The organism is Curtobacterium sp. GD1 (genome assembly GCF_020882855.1).
In the GTDB taxonomy this organism is placed as follows: Bacteria; Actinomycetota; Actinomycetes; order Actinomycetales; family Microbacteriaceae; genus Curtobacterium.
This window is the reverse complement of sequence record NZ_JAFEVQ010000013.1, coordinates 14,943-33,045: the sequence shown is the minus strand read 5'-3', so window position 1 is coordinate 33,045 and position 18,103 is coordinate 14,943. Positions and strand designations below refer to the sequence as shown.

General features: G+C 68.7%; 16 protein-coding genes. 4 read left to right on the top strand and 12 right to left on the bottom strand.

What is annotated here, in order from left to right; translation table 11 throughout:
- The first annotated feature begins 2 nt into the window (after positions 1–2).
- Positions 3–1,190 carry a glycoside hydrolase family 1 protein gene (locus JSX79_RS09030; protein WP_374475186.1) on the top strand — a complete coding sequence of 396 codons (1,188 nt, stop codon included), beginning with the start codon at positions 3–5 and terminating at the stop codon, positions 1,188–1,190.
- Positions 1,191–1,252: 62 nt separating this feature from the next.
- Here JSX79_RS09030 and JSX79_RS09025 read toward each other — a convergent pair whose 3' ends face one another.
- The 5 genes from JSX79_RS09025 to JSX79_RS09005 form a co-directional block, all read right to left on the bottom strand.
- Complete coding sequence (locus tag JSX79_RS09025; protein ID WP_229085882.1) at positions 1,253–2,149, bottom strand: hypothetical protein; 897 nt, start codon at positions 2,147–2,149, stop codon at positions 1,253–1,255.
- Positions 2,150–2,200: 51 nt separating this feature from the next.
- A complete protein-coding gene (locus JSX79_RS09020) occupies positions 2,201–3,655 on the bottom strand; it encodes a polysaccharide biosynthesis tyrosine autokinase (protein ID WP_267484245.1) in 1,455 nt (484 codons plus the stop codon).
- A 55-nt stretch (positions 3,656–3,710) separates the two neighbouring features.
- Entirely contained in the window at positions 3,711–4,976 is a 1,266-nt protein-coding gene (locus tag JSX79_RS09015; RefSeq protein WP_229085880.1) for an oligosaccharide flippase family protein, read from the bottom strand.
- Positions 4,973–6,280: a hypothetical protein gene (locus JSX79_RS09010; RefSeq protein ID WP_229085879.1), complete on the bottom strand. Its 1,308-nt coding sequence runs from the start codon at positions 6,278–6,280 to the stop codon at positions 4,973–4,975. The genes JSX79_RS09015 and JSX79_RS09010 overlap by 4 nt, the downstream gene beginning before the upstream one ends.
- Before the next feature lie 66 nt (positions 6,281–6,346).
- Positions 6,347–6,763 carry a DUF3060 domain-containing protein gene (locus tag JSX79_RS09005; RefSeq protein ID WP_229085878.1) on the bottom strand — a complete coding sequence of 139 codons (417 nt, stop codon included), beginning with the start codon at positions 6,761–6,763 and terminating at the stop codon, positions 6,347–6,349.
- A gap of 286 nt (positions 6,764–7,049) precedes the next feature.
- Between JSX79_RS09005 and JSX79_RS18655 the strand changes: the two genes are divergently transcribed.
- Complete coding sequence (locus tag JSX79_RS18655) at positions 7,050–7,265, top strand: glycoside hydrolase family 55 protein (RefSeq protein ID WP_229085877.1); 216 nt, start codon at positions 7,050–7,052, stop codon at positions 7,263–7,265.
- Positions 7,262–8,644 carry a hypothetical protein gene (locus tag JSX79_RS08995; RefSeq protein WP_229085876.1) on the top strand — a complete coding sequence of 461 codons (1,383 nt, stop codon included), beginning with the start codon at positions 7,262–7,264 and terminating at the stop codon, positions 8,642–8,644. Before JSX79_RS18655 ends, JSX79_RS08995 begins: the two co-directional genes overlap by 4 nt.
- Positions 8,645–8,650: 6 nt before the next feature.
- Here the strand turns inward: JSX79_RS08995 and JSX79_RS08990 are convergent, their stop codons facing one another.
- The 5 genes from JSX79_RS08990 to dnaK all read right to left on the bottom strand — a co-directional run bounded on the left by JSX79_RS08990 (position 8,651) and on the right by dnaK (position 13,918).
- The gene (locus JSX79_RS08990) at positions 8,651–9,793 is read right to left on the bottom strand and encodes a class I SAM-dependent methyltransferase (RefSeq protein ID WP_229085875.1); all 1,143 of its coding nucleotides are present in this window, start codon (positions 9,791–9,793) and stop codon (positions 8,651–8,653) included.
- A gap of 35 nt (positions 9,794–9,828) precedes the next feature.
- Positions 9,829–10,239 carry a heat shock protein transcriptional repressor HspR gene (locus tag JSX79_RS08985; protein ID WP_070419260.1) on the bottom strand — a complete coding sequence of 137 codons (411 nt, stop codon included), beginning with the start codon at positions 10,237–10,239 and terminating at the stop codon, positions 9,829–9,831.
- A 126-nt stretch (positions 10,240–10,365) separates the two neighbouring features.
- Positions 10,366–11,370: a DnaJ C-terminal domain-containing protein gene (locus tag JSX79_RS08980; RefSeq protein WP_229085874.1), complete on the bottom strand. Its 1,005-nt coding sequence runs from the start codon at positions 11,368–11,370 to the stop codon at positions 10,366–10,368.
- 23 nt (positions 11,371–11,393) lie between these two features.
- Complete coding sequence (locus JSX79_RS08975; RefSeq protein WP_229085873.1) at positions 11,394–12,053, bottom strand: nucleotide exchange factor GrpE; 660 nt, start codon at positions 12,051–12,053, stop codon at positions 11,394–11,396.
- Positions 12,054–12,055: 2 nt separating this feature from the next.
- Complete coding sequence (dnaK, locus tag JSX79_RS08970) at positions 12,056–13,918, bottom strand: molecular chaperone DnaK (protein WP_070417079.1); 1,863 nt, start codon at positions 13,916–13,918, stop codon at positions 12,056–12,058.
- Between the two features lie 283 nt (positions 13,919–14,201).
- Between dnaK and JSX79_RS08965 the strand changes: the two genes are divergently transcribed.
- Positions 14,202–16,514, top strand: a complete 2,313-nt coding sequence (locus JSX79_RS08965; protein WP_229085872.1) for a hypothetical protein — start codon at positions 14,202–14,204, stop codon at positions 16,512–16,514.
- A 77-nt stretch (positions 16,515–16,591) separates the two neighbouring features.
- Here the strand turns inward: JSX79_RS08965 and JSX79_RS08960 are convergent, their stop codons facing one another.
- Both JSX79_RS08960 and JSX79_RS08955 read right to left on the bottom strand, forming a co-directional pair.
- Positions 16,592–17,422 carry an aldo/keto reductase gene (locus JSX79_RS08960; protein ID WP_229085871.1) on the bottom strand — a complete coding sequence of 277 codons (831 nt, stop codon included), beginning with the start codon at positions 17,420–17,422 and terminating at the stop codon, positions 16,592–16,594.
- A gap of 82 nt (positions 17,423–17,504) precedes the next feature.
- Positions 17,505–17,903, bottom strand: coding sequence for a pilus assembly protein CpaE (locus JSX79_RS08955; RefSeq protein WP_070417075.1), 399 nt, complete (start codon positions 17,901–17,903; stop codon positions 17,505–17,507).
- Between the last annotated feature and the right edge of the window lie 200 nt (positions 17,904–18,103).

Genomic DNA, 18,103 nt, shown 5'->3' with positions numbered 1-18,103 from the left:
CGATCATCACCACGCTGCAGTTCCCGAAGGGCTTCCTCTGGGGTGCCGCCACCGCCGCGCACCAGATCGAGGGCAACAACGTCAACAGCAACTGGTGGGTGCACGAGCACGAGCCCGACACCACCATCGTCGAGCCCTCGGGTGACGCCGCCGACAGCTACCACCGGTACCGCGAGGACATCCGCATCGCGGCCGACCTCGGGCTGAACTCCTACCGGTTCAGCATCGAGTGGGCGCGGATCGAACCCGAGCGCGGGTTCGTCAGCCGGGCCGAGATCGACCACTACCGCCGCATGGTCGAGACCTGCCACGAGTTCGGCATCGAACCGATCGTCACGCTCATGCACTTCACCGTGCCGCGCTGGTTCGAACGCGACGGCTTCTGGCGAGCCCCCGACGCCGCCGACCTGTTCGCCCGCTACACCGAGGCTGCGCTCCCCGTCGTGCAGGACGGCGTCCGCTACGTCTGCACGATCAACGAGCCGAACATCGCGGCGATGCTCGCCGGCGGTGAGGACGCGGCGAACCTGGTCGCCTACGGCCTGCCGAACCCGGACCTCGGGGTCGCCGACGCCCTGCTCGCCTCGCACAAGCGCTCGCGGGAGGTCCTGTCGCAGGTGTCCGGCCTGCAGTCCGGCTGGACGATCGCGACGCAGGCCTTCAAGTCCAACGGCGAACCCGGTGCCGACGAGATGCTCCGCGAGTACGGGTACCCGCGCGACGACTGGTACCTCGAGAACGCCGCCGGTGACGACTTCCTGGGCGTGCAGGCCTACACCCGCACCTTCATCGGACCGTCGGGCCCGCTCCCCGTGGCCGACGACGTCGAGACGACCCTGACCGGGTGGGAGTTCTACCCCGAGGCCTCGGCCGACGGGCTCCGCAGCGCGTGGGAGCTCTCCGGGCACGTGCCGCTCATGATCACCGAGAACGGGATCGCCACCGCCGACGACTCCCGCCGGGTGGCCTACACGCAGGGTGCCCTCGAGGGGATCCACGCCTGCATCGAGGACGGCATCGAGGTCCTCGGCTACCAGCACTGGTCGCTGCTCGACAACTACGAGTGGGCGTCGGGCTTCCGCCCGACGTTCGGGCTCGTGTCGTGGGACCCGGTGACGTTCGCCCGGACGCCGAAGGACTCGGCGCGGTGGTACGGGCGGGTCGCCGCCGCCAACGCGCTCACGGTCTGAGACGCAGCCGGAGGGCGGACGGGAGGCGCGGTGCCAGCTGGCACCGCGCCTCCCGTCCGTCGTCAGTCTGCTTCGGTCGGCTCGTGCGCCGGCCGGTCGAACCAGGCCAGGAGGATCTCCTCCGCCCGGCGTGAGCCGCGCTCATGGGCGATGTCCATCGCGGTCCGCCCCTCGGCGTCCTCGACCCGGACGTCAGCACCGCGTTCGAGCAGTGCCTCGGTCGTGCCGCGGTTGTCGAACCAGACGGCCGCGTGCAGCGGCGCGAAGCCCCACCGCGGGTCGACCTCGTCGATGCCAGCGGGGTCCTGACCGATGCCGTCGAGCGCCAGCGAGAGGCCGCCGACGTCTCCGTGCGCCGCAGCCCGCACCGCCGGGGTCGCCCACTCGACCCAGCCGTCCGGGACCGGGCCGTGCCAGCCGTGGGCAGGGCGTGACTCGAGCGCTGCCCAGTCTTCTTCGTCGACCGGTCGCACCTCGATCACGACGTCGCGGAAGTGGATCGCGAGCTCGCCGGTGGGGGAGACGAGCAGGCGCAGTTCCCAGACGTCGGCGTCCACGTGTGCGATCTCGCCGCGGGAGACGTGAACGTCACCGGCAAGCAGGTCGAGCGCCTCCGTGTCGGACGGATCGAGGACGGCACGGTCGAAGCGGAGGGACACCCGCGCGTGGTTCCACCGGCGCCAGAGGCCGTCCGGGGTGTCGAGCACCTCGTCGTTGCGGACGACGAACACGGCGTGGACGGTGTGGGTCGGTGTCGCGTCGACGCCGGCGTCACCGTGGCGGCCGGCCTCCTCGATGCGCCAGCTCTGGATGCGGGACTCGCTCCACGTGACGGACGCGAGGGCGGCCACGGACGGCGGGGCGTCGGTCACCAGGCGTGCGAGGTGCTCGGGGTAGCCGTCGACGTCCTCGAGGGAGACGTACCCGACGGCGGGCCAGCCCACTCGACTCCATCGCACGGTGTCAGCGTATCGGTGCGACGGAGTCGAGCGGTGCCCGGTCTGGTCGGCTCAGCGTGTCAGTGCCGACTTGGCCCGACGTCCCGAGTTGCCGAGCGGCGCCGAGGCAGTGTCCGCGGCCGAGGTGTCGGCGTTGCCGTACCCGTACCCGTACCCGTACCCGTAGCCGTACCCGTACGACCCGACGTTCTTCCGCTGCACCATGGTCACGACCACACCGAGGACGCGTGCATCCAGACCCGACAGGACCTCGAGGGCACGCCGCAACTGCGGGCGCCGCGAGCGTCCGGCCGCAGTTGCGACGATCGCGCCGGCGGTGAGCTTGCTGAGGATCGCGGCGTCCGTCACCGGGAGCAGGGGCGGGGAGTCGATCAGCACGTGGTCGAACCGTGACTCGAGTTCCTCGATGAACGCACGCATCGCCTGCGAGCCGAGGAGTTCGGCCGGGTTCGGCGGGGTCGCTCCAGCGGGGATGACGGAGAGCGCTCCGTCCCCCCAGGGCTGCACGACGTCGTCGAGCTCGGCACGGGCGATGAGGAGGTCGCTCAGGCCGACAGCGCCCTCGATGCCCATGACCTCCGCGACGCGGGGTCGCCGGAGATCGGCATCGACGAGCGCGACGCGCGCCCCGTTCTCTGCCAAGGTGAGCGCGAGGTTCGCCACGGTCGTGGTCTTGCCCTCGCTCTGCATCGCCGAGGTGACGACGAGCGTCTTGCCGTGGTCGGCGTCCGGGTCGACGAACAGCAGGTTCGTCCGGAGCCCACGGAACGCTTCACTGAGGGTGCTCCGGGGATCCGCGTGCACGACCAGGGGCTGCGCTTGCGCCTTGGTGTCGAACGCGATCTCGCCGAGGATGGGCGCGTCCGTGATCGCAGCCACGTCAGCCGTGCGGCGGAGGCGAGTGTCGATGCCGTTGCGGAGCAGGGCGAGCGCGATGCCGCCGATCGCCCCTCCGGCGAGACCCATCGCAAGGTTCACGGTCTTCCGTGGGCCGGATGGCATCGTCGGAACGGTCGCGGGGTCGGTCGTCTCGATGCGGACGAGGCTTGCGCCGCCGCCGACGGGCTGTTCGAGACTGCCGGAGACGACCTCGGTGAAACTCGTGCCGATCGCGTTCGCGATCCGTGCAGCGAGAACAGGGTCCGTGTGCGCGATCGCGACCGACAACAGCACCGTGTTCGGCGGAGACGTCGCTTCGATGCGCGACCCGAGCGAGGCCGGAGTCATGTCGAGGTCGAGCTCCTCGATGACCGGATCGAGCACGCGGGCACTCTTGACGACGTTCGCGTACGACCGGGTCTTCTGCTGTGCCGCGTTGTTCCCTTGACCCACCTCGCTCGCGGAACCGGTCGCACCCTGCACGGAGATGTAGAGCGTCGTCCGGGCGGTGTACGTCACCGGGCTCAACAGTGTCACAGCGATCGCGACGGCAGCTCCGGCGATGAGCATGACAGCGACGCTCAGCCAGCGAGTTCGGACGACTCGGAGGAACTCCTGCAGATCCATGTGACCCCAATCAACGATGTGTGATATCTAGCATAACACGTGTGAGACTATTGCGTCAGTCTCTTCTGAGGCGCCCGAGGCTCGCGAAGTCCGCGCGCCGGATCAAGGTCAGCTCTCCGACCGAGAGCCCGAGTGTCCGGCGGGCGAACAACAGGTTCATCCCGTTCGAGACGATGGTCCCGCCCACCGTCGCGAGCGCGGCACCCATCGCACCGTGTTCGGGGGCGAGAGCGATGAGCAGGACGAGGTTGCACGCGGCAGCAGCGAGGAGTGACGTGCTCCGGAGTCCGGGACGGCCGTCGGCTGCGAGTCCGACTCCGGCGAGCGAACCCGGAACGCTCAGTGCGCAACCGGCGAGGAGGAGCAACGTCACTGGGATCGTCGCAGTGAAGTCCGTGCCGAAGAAGGTGGGGACGAACCACGGGAGAAGGGCAGCGGTGATCCCGCAGGTGGCGAGGACAGCGAGCGTCGTCACGCGGGAGGCTCTCGCGAGGCCGTCTCGGTCGACGTTGGAGCTCTGCCGGCTGAAGGCGACATCGCGGACGGCGCTCGAGACGACGAGGGGTATGTCGCTCAAACTCACGGCGACGGCGTAGATCCCGAGGGCAGCGGTACCCGCCAACGGTGCCATGAGGCTCTGGTCGACCCGGGTCAGGACGATCCCGGCAAGTGCTCCGAACCACACGCGGCCGCCGTAGGAGAGCACCTGCCCCACGGCTGCCGGACGGAGGATGGTGCCGTGTCTGCGGAGGAGCCGGAAGTACGCGGCCGCGCCGATCACCGGCGACGTCGCGATCACCAGAACAGCAGTCTCGACGGTCAGTGTGCCTGCGGTCATCAGCGTCACGAGCGCGATGAGTCGGCTGCCGTGCGTGATCCCCCGTTCGAGCGCGACCAGCCGCCAGGCATGGTGTCCGGCGGCGACTGCCTGGAGGAGTCCAGCCATCAGGTTCGGTACCAGCGCCAACGATGCGAGCCCGATCAGGCGCGCGAGGTCCGCGTCTCCCCCCGCGGCCAGGTGTCCGGCGACGCAGACCAGCCAGGTCAAGCCGGCACCGACGACGGAGGTGGCGATGGCAGCGATGGTGAAGACTCGCAGCGTGTGAGCCGGACTCCGGGAGACCCAGTGGTTGACCGCGGTCGGGAGCCCCAAGGACGCGAGGGCGACCGCGAGGAGGAGTGGTGCGGTCGCGGCGGCGACTTCTCCGCGCCCGGCGGTGCCCAGTGTGCCGGCCAGGATCGGCGCGGTGGCAAGGGCGACGATCGGCGGGATCGCGCTCCCGAACAGGTTCACCACGGTGTCGAATGCATTCTTGTTCACGAACGCACCTCAGCCACGGCAGGCTGGCTCTCGTTGAGCGCCCTTTCCGTTCTCGGCAGTTCGCGATTCGGGGGAGCGGTCAGCCCCAGCACGATCCAGGTGAAGACCGCGATCCCGCTGGTGAGGGCGTACGAGCTGAACGTGAGGAGGTAGACGGAGTACGCGCTCGCGGCGAGGAGTGCACCCGGCACCAGCACATCGCCTCGTACTCGTACTCGTGCTCGGAAGCCGGAACGCAACGCGAATAGCTGAGCCGTCACGAACGCGAGAGCCGGGAGCAGGCCCCAGTCGAGCGCCGTCATGATGACCGGGTTCTCGAAGCTCGTGGCGAGACCGAGGGATCGTGCGATCGAGAACGACGAACTGGGACCGTTGCCGACCAGCGTTGTCTCGAGAGCGGCCGGGACCCCGACGGCGATCCCGCGCACCCGTGCGTTGGCGGAGCCGTTGTCGTCCTCGAGTTTCGCACTCAGCCCGTCTGTGAGCTCCGGGTTCACGAGCACCACCACGGCCAGGGTCATCACCGCTGCGAAGACGAGCCCGAGGGCTGTGGCGAACGGCACGCGCCTCCGGACGAGCAGCACGGTGAGGACGACGAGTCCGAGGCCGAGCGCGCCCCTCGATTCAGCAGTGGCGATCGTCACGAGGAAGAGCGCCGAGGTCGCGATCACCATCCAGTTGCTCCGGACGGAAGCGAGGAGTCCGATCGCAGCGAGCATCAGGCCTGCGAGCACCAGCGAGCTGTCCATCGTGCCCAGGGCTCTCGCGTACTCGGGGGTCCACCAGTAGGTGAAGGTGCTGTGCGCTTCCGCGAATGGCTGGTCGACGACCCCGGTCCAGATCGCGAGCGCGAGGACGGCTTCGAGAGCGGCGACCGTCACGATTGCCCGAGCGAGCAGCGCGCGGCCCGCCGCCGATTCCGCTCCGAGTCGCTGGACGAGGAGGTACGCAGCCGGAGGAGCGACGACGAGCTCGGCCCATGTGCTCGGTGACGAGGACGTAGCGACGAAGTTCGTGATGGTGGCGCCGGCGATCCAGACCGCGAGCACGATCCAGATCCACGGCCGCGCCATCACGTCGGCGAGGTACGTCGGTGCGCGGAAGAGAACCTGCACCGTCGCGGTGGCCATGACGACCAGGACGCCCAGGTTGACACCACCGAGACCGGGGACGCCCAGCGTGTAGACGGCTGCTTCGGGCACAGCGACGAAGGCGATCACCGCCACGATGCACGGGAGGGCCAGACTGCGGAGCGAACAGGCGGCGACGGCGAGGATGCCGACGAGCACTACGGAGCCGAGCATGGACGTCCTCCTGATCAGGTGCTGATGGGTGAGAGGCCGGCTCGGGTGACCGGCCTCTCGCGGGGGTCACTTCGCAGCGACCGTGTTGCCCTCTGCCACGCCCTTCGTGTCGGGGGCTTCCCCGCCGTGCGAGATGGTGTTCCCCGTGCCCATGACCCAGACGGTCGCGAGCGACTCGGCCGCGACGGTGTTGCCGTTGCCCTCGATGCCGAGGACCTTGACGGGGCCCAGGTCGAGCTCGACGTTGCTGGTGAGCAGGTAGACCGTGTCGCACCCCTTCGCGAGTGCCCGCTTCGCCGAAGCGGCGTCCGTCACGGTCAGCGTGCCGTCCTCGCAGACGTTGGCCGGGCTCGTGGTGTTGCTCGCGGCCGGCTTCGGTGTCGCGCTCGCCTTCGGGTCGACATCGGTCGAGGAGGGAGTGCAGCCCGCCAAGAGTGCCACGGCAGCGAGGGCGGTGAGGGAAGCGGCGAAGATCTTCTTCACGATGGAACTCCTGTCGGTCGGGTTGGTCTGACCTTCTGATGCTAACACGTGAAATGCATATTTCAATGTGAAATCTGCGCCATGCATGCGAATCGCTGCGTCCAGGGCGCGGTCGGCTGTCATCCTGTGCCCCATGACGAACGAGCACGGAAGCCGTACCACCAGCCGTCGCGCACTCCTCATCGGCGGGGGCGCGGGACTGCTCGCGTCTTCTGTCTCAGACACGGCGCCGGCTCGCGGAGCGGGAGCGGGAACGGGAACGGGAACGGGAGACACGATCCGAGCAGTGACGGACTTCGGCGCACGAGGGGACGGCCACGACGACACCGAGGCGCTGCGTGCTGCTCTGGAGTGGGCGAGCGCGGCGGCGGTGCCACGCGCGCTCGTGTTCCCCGACGGCATCTACGCCGTCGACGCACTGATCGTGCCTCCCCAGGTCCGGCTCATCGGCATCGGCGGCGGTTCATCGCGTTACCCGAGGGCGGGGCGTTCGGGGGCGTGACGATCGTCCCGACGGTCGGCACGGAGAACCGCGACCCACTCATCACACTTTCGGGTCCAGCCACCCCCGGCGGGGCCGTGCTCGAGGACATCGTCGTCGACGGCCGGAACTTCCGGACGCCCGGATCCACCACGGATCGGGCGTCGTGGGCAGCGCGCACCGGCATCGCCGTCGTCGGTGGATTCGAAGCCGAGCTTCGACGCGTTCGCGTGATCCGGTTCCGCGGGGTCGGGATCGATGTCCAGTCGCTCAACAACGCACGGTGGGACACGGTGTTCGTCGACCTGTGCGGCACCGACTCGCTCCCGGCGATGCGCATCGCCTCACCCTCGAACGGAGCCACGAACTTCGCGGTGTTCGATGCACTCACCATCGAGCGGTCAGGGAACACTGCGCTCGCGATCGCTGCTGGCGACGACCTCCGCCGCGACTGGGTGTCCAACCTGACCTTCGTCGGGCTGCACATCGAGTCGACCTTGGACACCCCGGGTGTCGTGCTGAACACCGATGCGCTCATCGACATCGGCAACGTCCGCGCCGTGACGTTCGTGTCCCCACAGCTCGTCGGCGCGCCGGTTCCGATCCTGCGGTACCGGCAGCGGATCGCCTCCGGGGCTGTTGCCACGGACGGCCCGGGCGGCGACGTCCGTGATCAGCAGGGCGGTGTCGCGCTGCTCGGAGGGCACATCCATCAGCACAGCGGCTCGACCGGTCGGGTGGCAGCGGTCGAAGTGTCGGGCAACGGGCGGGGGTTCACCGCGACCGGGGTCCGGTTCGCCCACGGTGTCGCCCCGGGGATCGTGATCGACGAGACGTTCCGATTCGACGCGACGGTCTTCGGTTGTTCGTTCCGAACGCAGGAGGGCGTTGAACAGGTCATCGATCGCCGCACCGACGAGGATTCGCTCCGGTACTGGGCCAACACGAACCACGGCGGCTTCGCCGTGACGCGGGATCTCGATGTCGGCCGGGATGTGCGGGTGGAGCGCTCACTCGCCCTCGGGAGTTCGATCAGCGTTCCTGGTGGCGTCGACGGGACGACGCCCAGCGTGACCGCTCCGGATCCGACGAACACCTCGGTGGGGTGGGCCGAACAGCGCGCGCGCGGTGCCGGCGCCGACCTGCTCGGCGAGGTCTGGTGGCGTCACGCGAGGCGCGCATCGTCCGATCTCGTGCGCGTCCGCTTCGCTGTCCCGAGGGCGAAGGCTCCCGCCGTCTTCTTCGTGCCGCGCAAGCCGAACACGGCGAAGCTCGCGCTCTACGCAGAGCTGGAGCGCGACGGGGATGCGTACATCGGGTTCATCCTCAAGAGCGCAGATCGATGTGAGCCCGGCCCCGACACACACATCGTCGAGTACTGCGTGGTCGACCGGAGGTGACTCACGTCACGCCCGCCGCGACGCCGTCACCGTGAACTTCGGCGTCCGCACCACCTGCCGCGTCGCCCCCACGAACCGCTCCAGCACGGGCCGGTACCGCAGGTGCGAGTTCCAGACGCACCACAGTTCCCCGCCGGACTGGAGGATCGTGGCCGCGTTCCGGAACATCGCCTCGGCCGCGTCCGTGGTCACGGTCGTGTCCGCGTGGAACGGCGGGTTGCAGAGGACGAGCTGCGCGGAGCCCTCGTCGAGTTCGTCGCCGGCGTCACTCCGGACGACGAGCACCCGGTCCGCCACGCCGTTCGCCTCGGCCGTGGCGATCGTCGACGCCACGGCGATCTGCGACACGTCCGTGGCGATCACCCGGATGCCCGGTCGACGCCGCGCGAGAGCGGTGGCGATCACCCCGTTCCCGCAGCCGAGGTCGACGGCGGTCCGAGCGCCGGGTACCGCATCGTCCATCGCGTCGAGCAGCACCCGGGTGCCCTGGTCGAGCGAGGTCCCGGCGAACACCCCGCCGTGCGCGACGAGCGTCATCCCGAGGTCGTCGACGTGCACCGACCGCGGCCACGGGTTCGTCGCGTCCGCCCGGGTCGCCTGGGCGCGGAGCGGGTCCTGCGCGATCAGCAGCCGCGACTTCCCACGGCCGCGGGACGCCGTCACCTCGCCGAAGTACCGGCGCAGGACGTCGTTCTGCGAGAGGTTCATGTGTTTCGACACCCCGCCGCACAGCAGCACGACGTCGGGCGCGGCGAACCGGGCGACGGCGCGGGCGAGCTCGTCGAGCCGGTCGTTCGACTTCGACAGCCGGAGCAGCACGAGCCGGACGTCCCGGAACGCCTGCTCGAGCGACGAGGGGTGGTGGAAACCCCGGCGTCCGAAGGTGCCGGCATTGGCCTCGAGCGCACGCACCCCGACGAGGGAGTCCTGCACGACCCGGACGTCCGACGCACCGTGCACCGTGATCGCCCCGAGGGTCAGCACCCCGTACCGATCGTCGACGACGGCGACCTCGCCGGGCTGCCGGAGCGCGTCGCCGTGCACGTGCGGCGCCTCGTCGAGGATGAAGCGGTCCGTGCCGTCGATCGCGATGAGGTCCGGCGCGTCGTCGTCGCGGCGGCGGAAGAAGTCGGCGAAGTCCGGTGGCACGGCGCCAGCGTACCGATGGTCCCGGTGGGGACGGGTCAGCGCGGCCCGCGGTAGAGCACGATCTGCGTGTTCCGCTGCGGCCGCATGCCGGCACGGAGCGGCACTGCTCCGCCGGTGGTGGTCGCCGCGAACACGCGGGCGCCCGGTCGGCTGATGAGCTGGTCGGCGAGGGCCGTCTCCAGCTCGCTGACGCGCGCACGGAGCGCGCGGTTCTCGTTCTCGAGTTCGAGGACGCGGCGGATCCCCTCGAGCGAGACGCCCTCGGAGCCGAGGCGTGCGATCTCGCGCAGCTGCGCGACGTCGTGCATCGAGTACCGGCGCGACCCGCCGCGCGTGCGGCCGGGCACGACCAGGCCGAGGCGGTCGTACTGCCGCAGCGTCTGCGGGTGCATCTCGGCGAGCTCCGCCGCCATCGCGATCGCGAAGACGGGCGAGTTCTCGTCCATGTCCGTCATGGCGTGTTCCTTTCCGTCGTTCGCAGGGTCTGGAAACCAGACTGGAGGCACGGCGCGCGTTCCTGACGGAGCCGCGCCGCGCCTCCAGGCCGGGTTTACTGCTGGTGTTGCGCGCAGCTAGCTGCGCGCCTTGGTGAGGAGGTCCGCACGGGGGTCCTCGTCGGGCAGGACCTCGGCGAGGGCCTCGACCGCTTCCCGCTGCTTGTCCGTCAGGTGCGACGGCACCGCGACCTGGACGGTCGCGAGCAGGTCGCCCGTCCCGTTCTTGGTGGCGACGCCGCGGCCCTTGACGCGCAGGACGCGACCCGACGGCGTGCCGGGTGCGACCTTCAGCTTGACGGTGGAGCCGCCGAGCGTCGGGACCTCGATCGTCGCGCCGAGCGCCGCCTCGACGAACGTCACGGGGACGTCCAGCCGCAGGTTCTGCCCGTCGCGCTCGAACACCGGGTGCTTGCGGACGGTGACGGTGACCACGAGGTCACCGGCCTCCCCGCCGTCGGGCGAGGGTTCGCCGCGCCCACGGAGCCGGATCTTCTGCCCGTCCGCGACCCCCGCGGGGATGCGGACGTTCACCGGACGGCCGTTGCCCTGCGAGAGCTTGACGGTGTCGCCGGCGATCGCGGTGGTGAAGTCGAGGGTCGTCGTCGCGGTGACGTCGCGGCCCTTCGTCGGCCCACCGAAGCCGCGGTAGCCGCCGGTGGTCTGGCCGAAGCCGCCGCCACCGCCGAACATCCCGCCGAGGATGTCCTCGAAGCCGCCGGCGCCACCTGCTCCGCCCTGGCCGAAGCGGACTCGCTGTCCGCCCCCGCCCTGGCCGAACATGCCGCCGAAGACGTCCTCGAAGCCGCCGCCCTGGCCCGGGCCACCCGCGGTGAAGCGGGCGCCGGAGCCCATGGCGCGGACCTGGTCGTACTCCTGGCGCTGCTCCTTGTCGGAGAGCACCGAGTACGCCTCGCTGATCTCCTTGAAGCGGTTCTCGGCGGCGGCGTCGCCCGGGTTGGAGTCCGGGTGGTACTGCCGCGCGAGCTTCCGGTAGGTCTTCTTCAGCTCAGCGTCACTCGCCGTCTTGTCGACGCCGAGGACCTTGTAGAAGTCCTTGTCGAACCAGTCCTGACTGGCCATGAATCCCTACCTCCTCCCCGCGCTCAGGCCGGGACCGCCACCGCGACCTTGGCCGCACGGAGGACGCGCTCACCGAGCTTGTAGCCCGGCTCGACGACGTCCGCCACGGTCTGGCCGGTGGCGCCCGGTGTCGGGAGCTGCACGATCGCCTCGTGGATGTTCGGGTCGAAAAACTCACCCTTCTCGCCGATCTGCACGAGCTTGAACTTCTCGAAGCCGCCGCGGATCTTCTGCCCGATGACCTGCATGGGGCCCTCGGCGAGGTCACCGTGCGCCTCGGCGCGGGTGAGGTCGTCGAGCGCCGGCAGGAGTGCCCGAACGACCTCGGCGATGGCGACCTCGCGGTTGGCCTCGCGGTCGCGCTCGACGCGCTTCCGGAAGTTCACCAGCTCGGCCTGCGCACGGAGCATGTCCGCACGCATCTCGGCGACCAGGTCGCGGTCCTCCGTGCTGAGCTTGTCCTCCGCGATGCCACGGGCGGCGTCGGCGAGGAGCGCCTCGTCCTCCGGGGAGAGGTCGTTCGCCGCGTCCGCCGCCGGGCCCCCGGCGGCGGGGCCGTCGGTCGGTACTTCGACGTCGGGCCCCTCCGCCTCGATGAGGTCCTCGGGCTCGGCCGCGTTCGTGGCGTCGCCCTCGACCTGGGGCTCGTCCTCGTTCGGCACGTTGTCCTTGGGATCCGTCATCGTTACTTCTTGTCCTTGTCGTCCTCGTCGTCCACGACCTCGGCGTCGACGATGTCCTCGTCGTCCTGTGCTGCCTGGTCGGCGGTGGGCTGCTCACCGGCCGGGGCGCCTGCGTCCTGCTGGGCGTAGATGGCCTGGCCGAGCTTGCCCTGCGACTCGTTGAGCTTGTCGAAGGCGGTCTTCACGGCCTCGTCGTCCTCGCCGGCGAGCGCGGACTTGAGGGCGTCGACGTCGGCCTGCACCTCGGACTTGACGTCCGCGGGGAGCTTCTCGTCGTTCTCCTTGATGAGCTTCTCGATCGAGTAGACGAGCTGCTCGGCCTGGTTGCGACGCTCGTTGGCCTCACGGCGGGCCTTGTCCTCGGCCGCGTGCTCCTCGGCTTCGCGGACCATGCGCTCGATGTCCTCCTTCGGCAGCGACGAGCCGCCGGAGATGACCATCGACTGCTCCTTGCCCGTGCCCTTGTCCTTGGCGGACACGTGCACGATGCCGTTGGCGTCGATGTCGAAGGTGACCTCGACCTGCGGGACGCCACGGGGAGCCGGCGCGATGCCGGTGAGCTCGAAGGTGCCGAGCGGCTTGTTGTCGCGGGTGAACTCGCGCTCGCCCTGGAAGACCTGGATCGCGACCGACGGCTGGTTGTCGTCAGCGGTCGTGAAGGTCTCGCTGCGCTTCGTCGGGATCGCGGTGTTGCGGTCGATGAGCTTCGTCATCAGGCCGCCCTTGGTCTCGATGCCGAGCGACAGCGGCGTAACGTCGATGAGGAGGACGTCCTTGCGCTCGCCCTTCAGGACACCGGCCTGCAGCGCGGCGCCGACGGCCACGACCTCGTCCGGGTTGACGCCCTGGTTCGGGGACTTGCCGCCGGTCAGCGACTTGACCACCTCGGCCACGGCGGGCATGCGGGTCGAGCCACCGACGAGCACCACGTGCGCGATGTCGTTGACGGAGACACCGGCTTCCTTGATGACGTCGTTGAACGGCTTCTTCGTGCGGTCGAGCAGGTCGGAGGTCATCTGCTCGAACTGGGCGCGCGAGATGGTCTCGTCGAGGTTGAGCGGACCGTCGGCCGTCAGCGTCAGGTACGGGAGCTGGATGCTCGCCGACATCTGCGACGACAGTTCCTTCTTCGCCTGCTCGGCGGCTTCCTTGAGGCGCTGCTTGGCGATCTTGTCCGTCGAGAGGTCGACGCCGTGCTCGTCCTTGAACTTCTTCACGAGGTAGTCGACGATGCGCTGGTCCCAGTCGTCACCCCCGAGGCGGTTGTCACCGGAGGTCGCACGGACCTGGATCGTGGAGAAGTCGTCGTCCTTGCCCACCTCGAGCAGGGAGACGTCGAACGTGCCACCACCGAGGTCGAAGACCAGGATGAGCTCGTCTTCCTTGCCCTTGTCGAGGCCGTACGCCAGAGCAGCAGCGGTCGGCTCGTTGATGATGCGGAGGACGTTGAGCCCGGCGATCTCACCGGCGTCCTTGGTGGCCTGGCGCTCGGCGTCGTTGAAGTACGCCGGCACGGTGATGACCGCGTCGGTGACGTCTTCACCGAGGTACTGCTCGGCGTCGCGCTTGAGCTTGCCGAGGATGCGGGCCGAGATCTCCTGCGGCGTGTACTTCTTGCCGTCGATGTCCGTCGTCCAGTCGGTGCCGATGTGGCGCTTGACACTCGCGATCGTCCGGTCCACGTTCGTCACGGCCTGGCGCTTGGCGGTCTCGCCGACCAGTACCTCGCCGTCCTTGGTGAAGGCGACGATCGACGGCGTGGTGCGCATGCCCTCGGCGTTGGCGATGACCGTGGGCTCACCACCCTCGAGCACGCTGACGACCGAGTTGGTGGTTCCGAGGTCGATGCCTACTGCACGTCCCATGTGTGGGTGCTCCTTCTGTTGGTGCGGGTCTTGCTGAAGTCGTTGGACTTGCGTCCGATGGACTCAACTCTACTCAGGACTGGAGGCGCGTCAACTCTGGGAGCTGGAAGTTGCGTCCGAATGACTCAACGTGATCCCATCGCACAGTGTTGTATTTCACGTCAGTGTTTGATATTTTGGTACGGCAGCGGGGTGTCCCGCGACCACGATGACCGCGAGCCGCGGGCGACCCGATCGTCCCGAGCGAGAGCACGCGGCCCGATCCCTCGAAAGGGACCTCACCATGTCAAGCAAGAAGAAGCGCATCGCGAAGGGCCTGGGTGCTTCGGCGCTCGCTGTCGCGACCCTCGCCTCCGGCCTGTCCTTCGGTGCCACCTCGGCGATGTCAGCAACGCTGTCATCTACCGAAATGAGCCAGTCAAAGGCAAGCCTCGACCCAAATGACCTCGACCCCACCGCGTGGGGGCGCTTCTTTACAATTGCGACCCCGGCGGGAACAGGTCCCTACAAAGCGGCTGGTGACTCAACGGTCGCGATCAAGGGATATCCGACGGAGTCGCAGGCGCGGAACTCGACAAGTGAACTCGCCCTCCCGAAGCCGGGGCAGTGGCAGCACATCCTCATCCGAAGCGCGCCCGGCAATCAGCAGTCGTGTTTGAGCGCCAATAACACCAACATTCCTGGTATTTCCGCCGTTTTGCCGGCTAAGTGTTCGGCCACGAGCACCAATCAGCTGTTCACCATCGAAGAAGGGCGGATCGTGTCCTACGACAATCCCTTTTCGTATGTGCGCGAAGTGCGTGGAGGCGAGTACTATTTCGCCATCCCGAACGTACCCAAGGGGGAAGCCCCGCTGGTGGCGGAGTGGAATGGCGCTCCGATCGGCGATTCCTCGCGATTGGCGGGTTCGGTTGAGTTTGCTGCGGGTGTCGACACCCGTGCGGTGGTGAAGGGTTCGACGGAAGCGTCCGGCCGGGTGGAGATCCGCCGCGGCTCGACCGTGATCGCGTCGGACACTGCCGACTCGAACGGCGACTACTCGATCGCGATCCCCGCTCCGGACAAGGCCGGCGACGACGAGCTCACCGTCGCACTGGTCGAGAACAACGCGGACAAGAAGACGATCAAGGTCATCGCTGCCTACGGCGCCGGTGTCGCGATCACCGCTCCGGGCAACAACGAGAACGTCTCGGGCCAGTACGAGATCCGCGGCAACGCCCAGAACGGCTCGAACGTCACCGTCCGACTGAACAACGGTGCCGAGCGCGCGGTCGAGGTCAACGGCAACGGCCAGTGGTCCGCCGACGTCACGCTCCCGATGGGCGAGACGACGATCACGGCGACCCAGAAGTCGAAGGGCGCCAACACCACCACCAGTGCCGTGACGGTGAATCCGGGTGAGTCGAGTGTTGCGCCGTTGGTGATCGAGTCGCCGGCGGACGACCCGACGTTCGAGACCCCGGTGCAGTCGGATTCGAACCGGGTGCTGTTCACCGGGACGGGCGAGCGGGGTGCGCGGGTGCAGGTGCTGACCCAGACGTCGCCGGCGCGCACGATCGTGAACACGACGGTTGGTGATGACGGTCGGTGGTCGGCGTTGGGGACGAACCTGGCCTACGACGTGAACTACCGCTTGGACACTCTCTACACGCCGGTGAACGGTGAGTCGGTCAAGGGTGAGCACCGGGTGCGAGTGGAGAACTCGGATCCGGGACAGTCGCTGCCGTTTGCGTTCACGACGCCGCAGAACAACACGGAGGTCGGCGCGCCCGACAAGAAGGTTCGTCTTGCGGGGAAGGGCACCACGGGGACTGAGATCACGATCTGGAACTGGTCGTCCAAGGATCGTGTCATCGGGACGGCGACGGTGGACAAGAGCGGTGACTGGGTGATTCCCGAGGCGTCGTTGAACAATCAGAACAACAAGTACGCGCTGCACGTGGAGTACACCGCTCCGGGGCAGACGACGCAGACTCTGACGCACACCATCACTGTCAAGGCTGAAGACGGCACCGAGCGGCCGTTCGACCTGGCCACGCCGGGCGAGGGCGCAACCGTCATCGCGCCCGACAAGACGGTCCGCCTGGCCGGCACCGCCACGACCGGCACCGAGGTGACGATCTGGAACTACATGTCGAAGGACCGAGTGATCGGCAAGGCGACGGCTGACGGCCAGGGCAACTGGGCGATCCCCGAGGCGTCGCTGAACAACCAGAACACCCGGTACGCGCTGCACGTCGAGTACACCGTCCCCGGACAGTCGACGCAGACCCTGACGCGCAACATCACCGTCAAGGCTGAAGATCGTACGGAGCAGCCGTTCGACCTGAAGACCCCGGGCCAGGGCAGCACAGTGATCGCCCCTGACAACAAGGTCACGTTCGCCGGTACCGGAACCACGGGGACCGAGATCTCGATCTGGAACTGGCACACGAAGGACCGGCTGATCGCGACCACGACGATCGACGGAAACGGCGACTTCGAGGTGGTCGGCGAGCTGAACAACGCCAACCTGGGTTACGGGCTGCACGTGGAGTACACCGCACCTGGTCAGGACACCGAGACCCTGACGCGGAACATCTCGATCACTCCGTAATTCCGGACCGGTTGCAGTCCACGTTGCAACAGAAGCGCCCCCGCACATGCGGGGGCGCTTCTGCGTTGACGACGAGATCAGGCCGGAACGTAGTCGAACGTGTCCGGGTCCGGACCGGTGCGGTGCCCCTTGTCGAGCGACGAGATCGCCGTCATGTCCTCATCGGAGAGCTCGAAGTCGAAGATCGCGAAGTTCTCCTCGACGCGGGCACGGGTGACCGACTTCGGGAAGACGATGTCGCCACGCTGGATGTGCCAGCGGAGGACGACCTGCGCCGCGGACTTGCCGACGTTCCCCGCGATGCGGGTGATCGTCTCGTCGTCGAGCACGAGGCCCTGCGCGATGGGCGACCAGGCCTCGGTCGCGATGCCGTGCTCGCGGTCGTAGGCGCGGAGCTCGTCCTGCGTGAGGTACGGGTGCACCTCGATCTGGTTCACGGCCGGGGTGATCGTGGTCTCGGCGGCGAGGCGGTTGAGGTGGTGGGCCTGGAAGTTGCTCACGCCGATCGAGCGGGCGGTGCCGCCGCGGTAGAGCTCCTCCATCGCCTTCCACGTCGGCACGAAGTCCGACACGGTGGGCAGCGGCCAGTGGATGAGGAAGAGGTCGGTGTAGCCGCCGAGCAGGTCGGCCGACTTCTTGCCGTTCTCCAGGGCTGCCTCGGGGTCGTGGAAGCCGTTGTTGAGCTTCGACGTGACGAAGATCTCCTCGCGCGGGATGCCCGACGACGCGATGGCCTCGCCGACCTCCTTCTCGTTGCCGTACATCTCGGCGGTGTCGATGTGGCGGTAGCCGACCTCGAGCGCCGCGAGCGTCGCTTCCTTCGTCTCGGAGGGGTCGATCTGGAAGACGCCGAAGCCGAGCTGCGGGATGGTCTTGCCGTCGTTCAGGGTGATGTTCGGAACGGTCATGGTCCGAGTCAACCAAAGGCCACCCAGCAGGCATTCCGGCAACGTTCAGCCCGGGCGAGCCACCGCCGCCCGGCGTACCCCGCTACGCCAGCGCCGCCGTGATGTACGCCTGCAGGGCCAGCCCGTACGCCTCCGCAGCGTCGTCGGACGTGAAGGAACGATCAGCGCCGTCGACGGTCGCGACCACCGTGAACCCCGCCGACAGGGACACGAACGCCGGCCCGAGCAGCCCACGCAGCTGGTCCTCGCGCGGGAGCCAGAGGGACTCCGCGGCGTCGACCGAGTCGAGCGCCCACTCGGTCGTCCCGTTGAAGCCGAGCACCGTCCCCGAGGGGTAGTCGTGCCGCTCCACGGTCATCTCGGACACCGTGTAGACGTCGTCGTCGACACCCGGCTTGTCGATCACGAACCGGTCACCGGTCGTCGGGTGCCACCGCAGGCCGGCGTCGCGCAGGGCGGTGGCGAGTGCAACACTGATCACGTCTTCCAGCCTGCCACTCGCAGTCCTGCAAGGTCGCCGTACTAGCATCGCCGAGCACCCCGACGCGCGACCGCACCAGCGTTCCGCGCGCGCGACGCGACGACGCCCGGGCAACCGGTGCCGCGCCTCCCGGCCGAGAACCCGGCCACGAGGCGGGCCCCCGGCCGGCGTCCCGACCGCAGCGGACACCAACCCGTCCG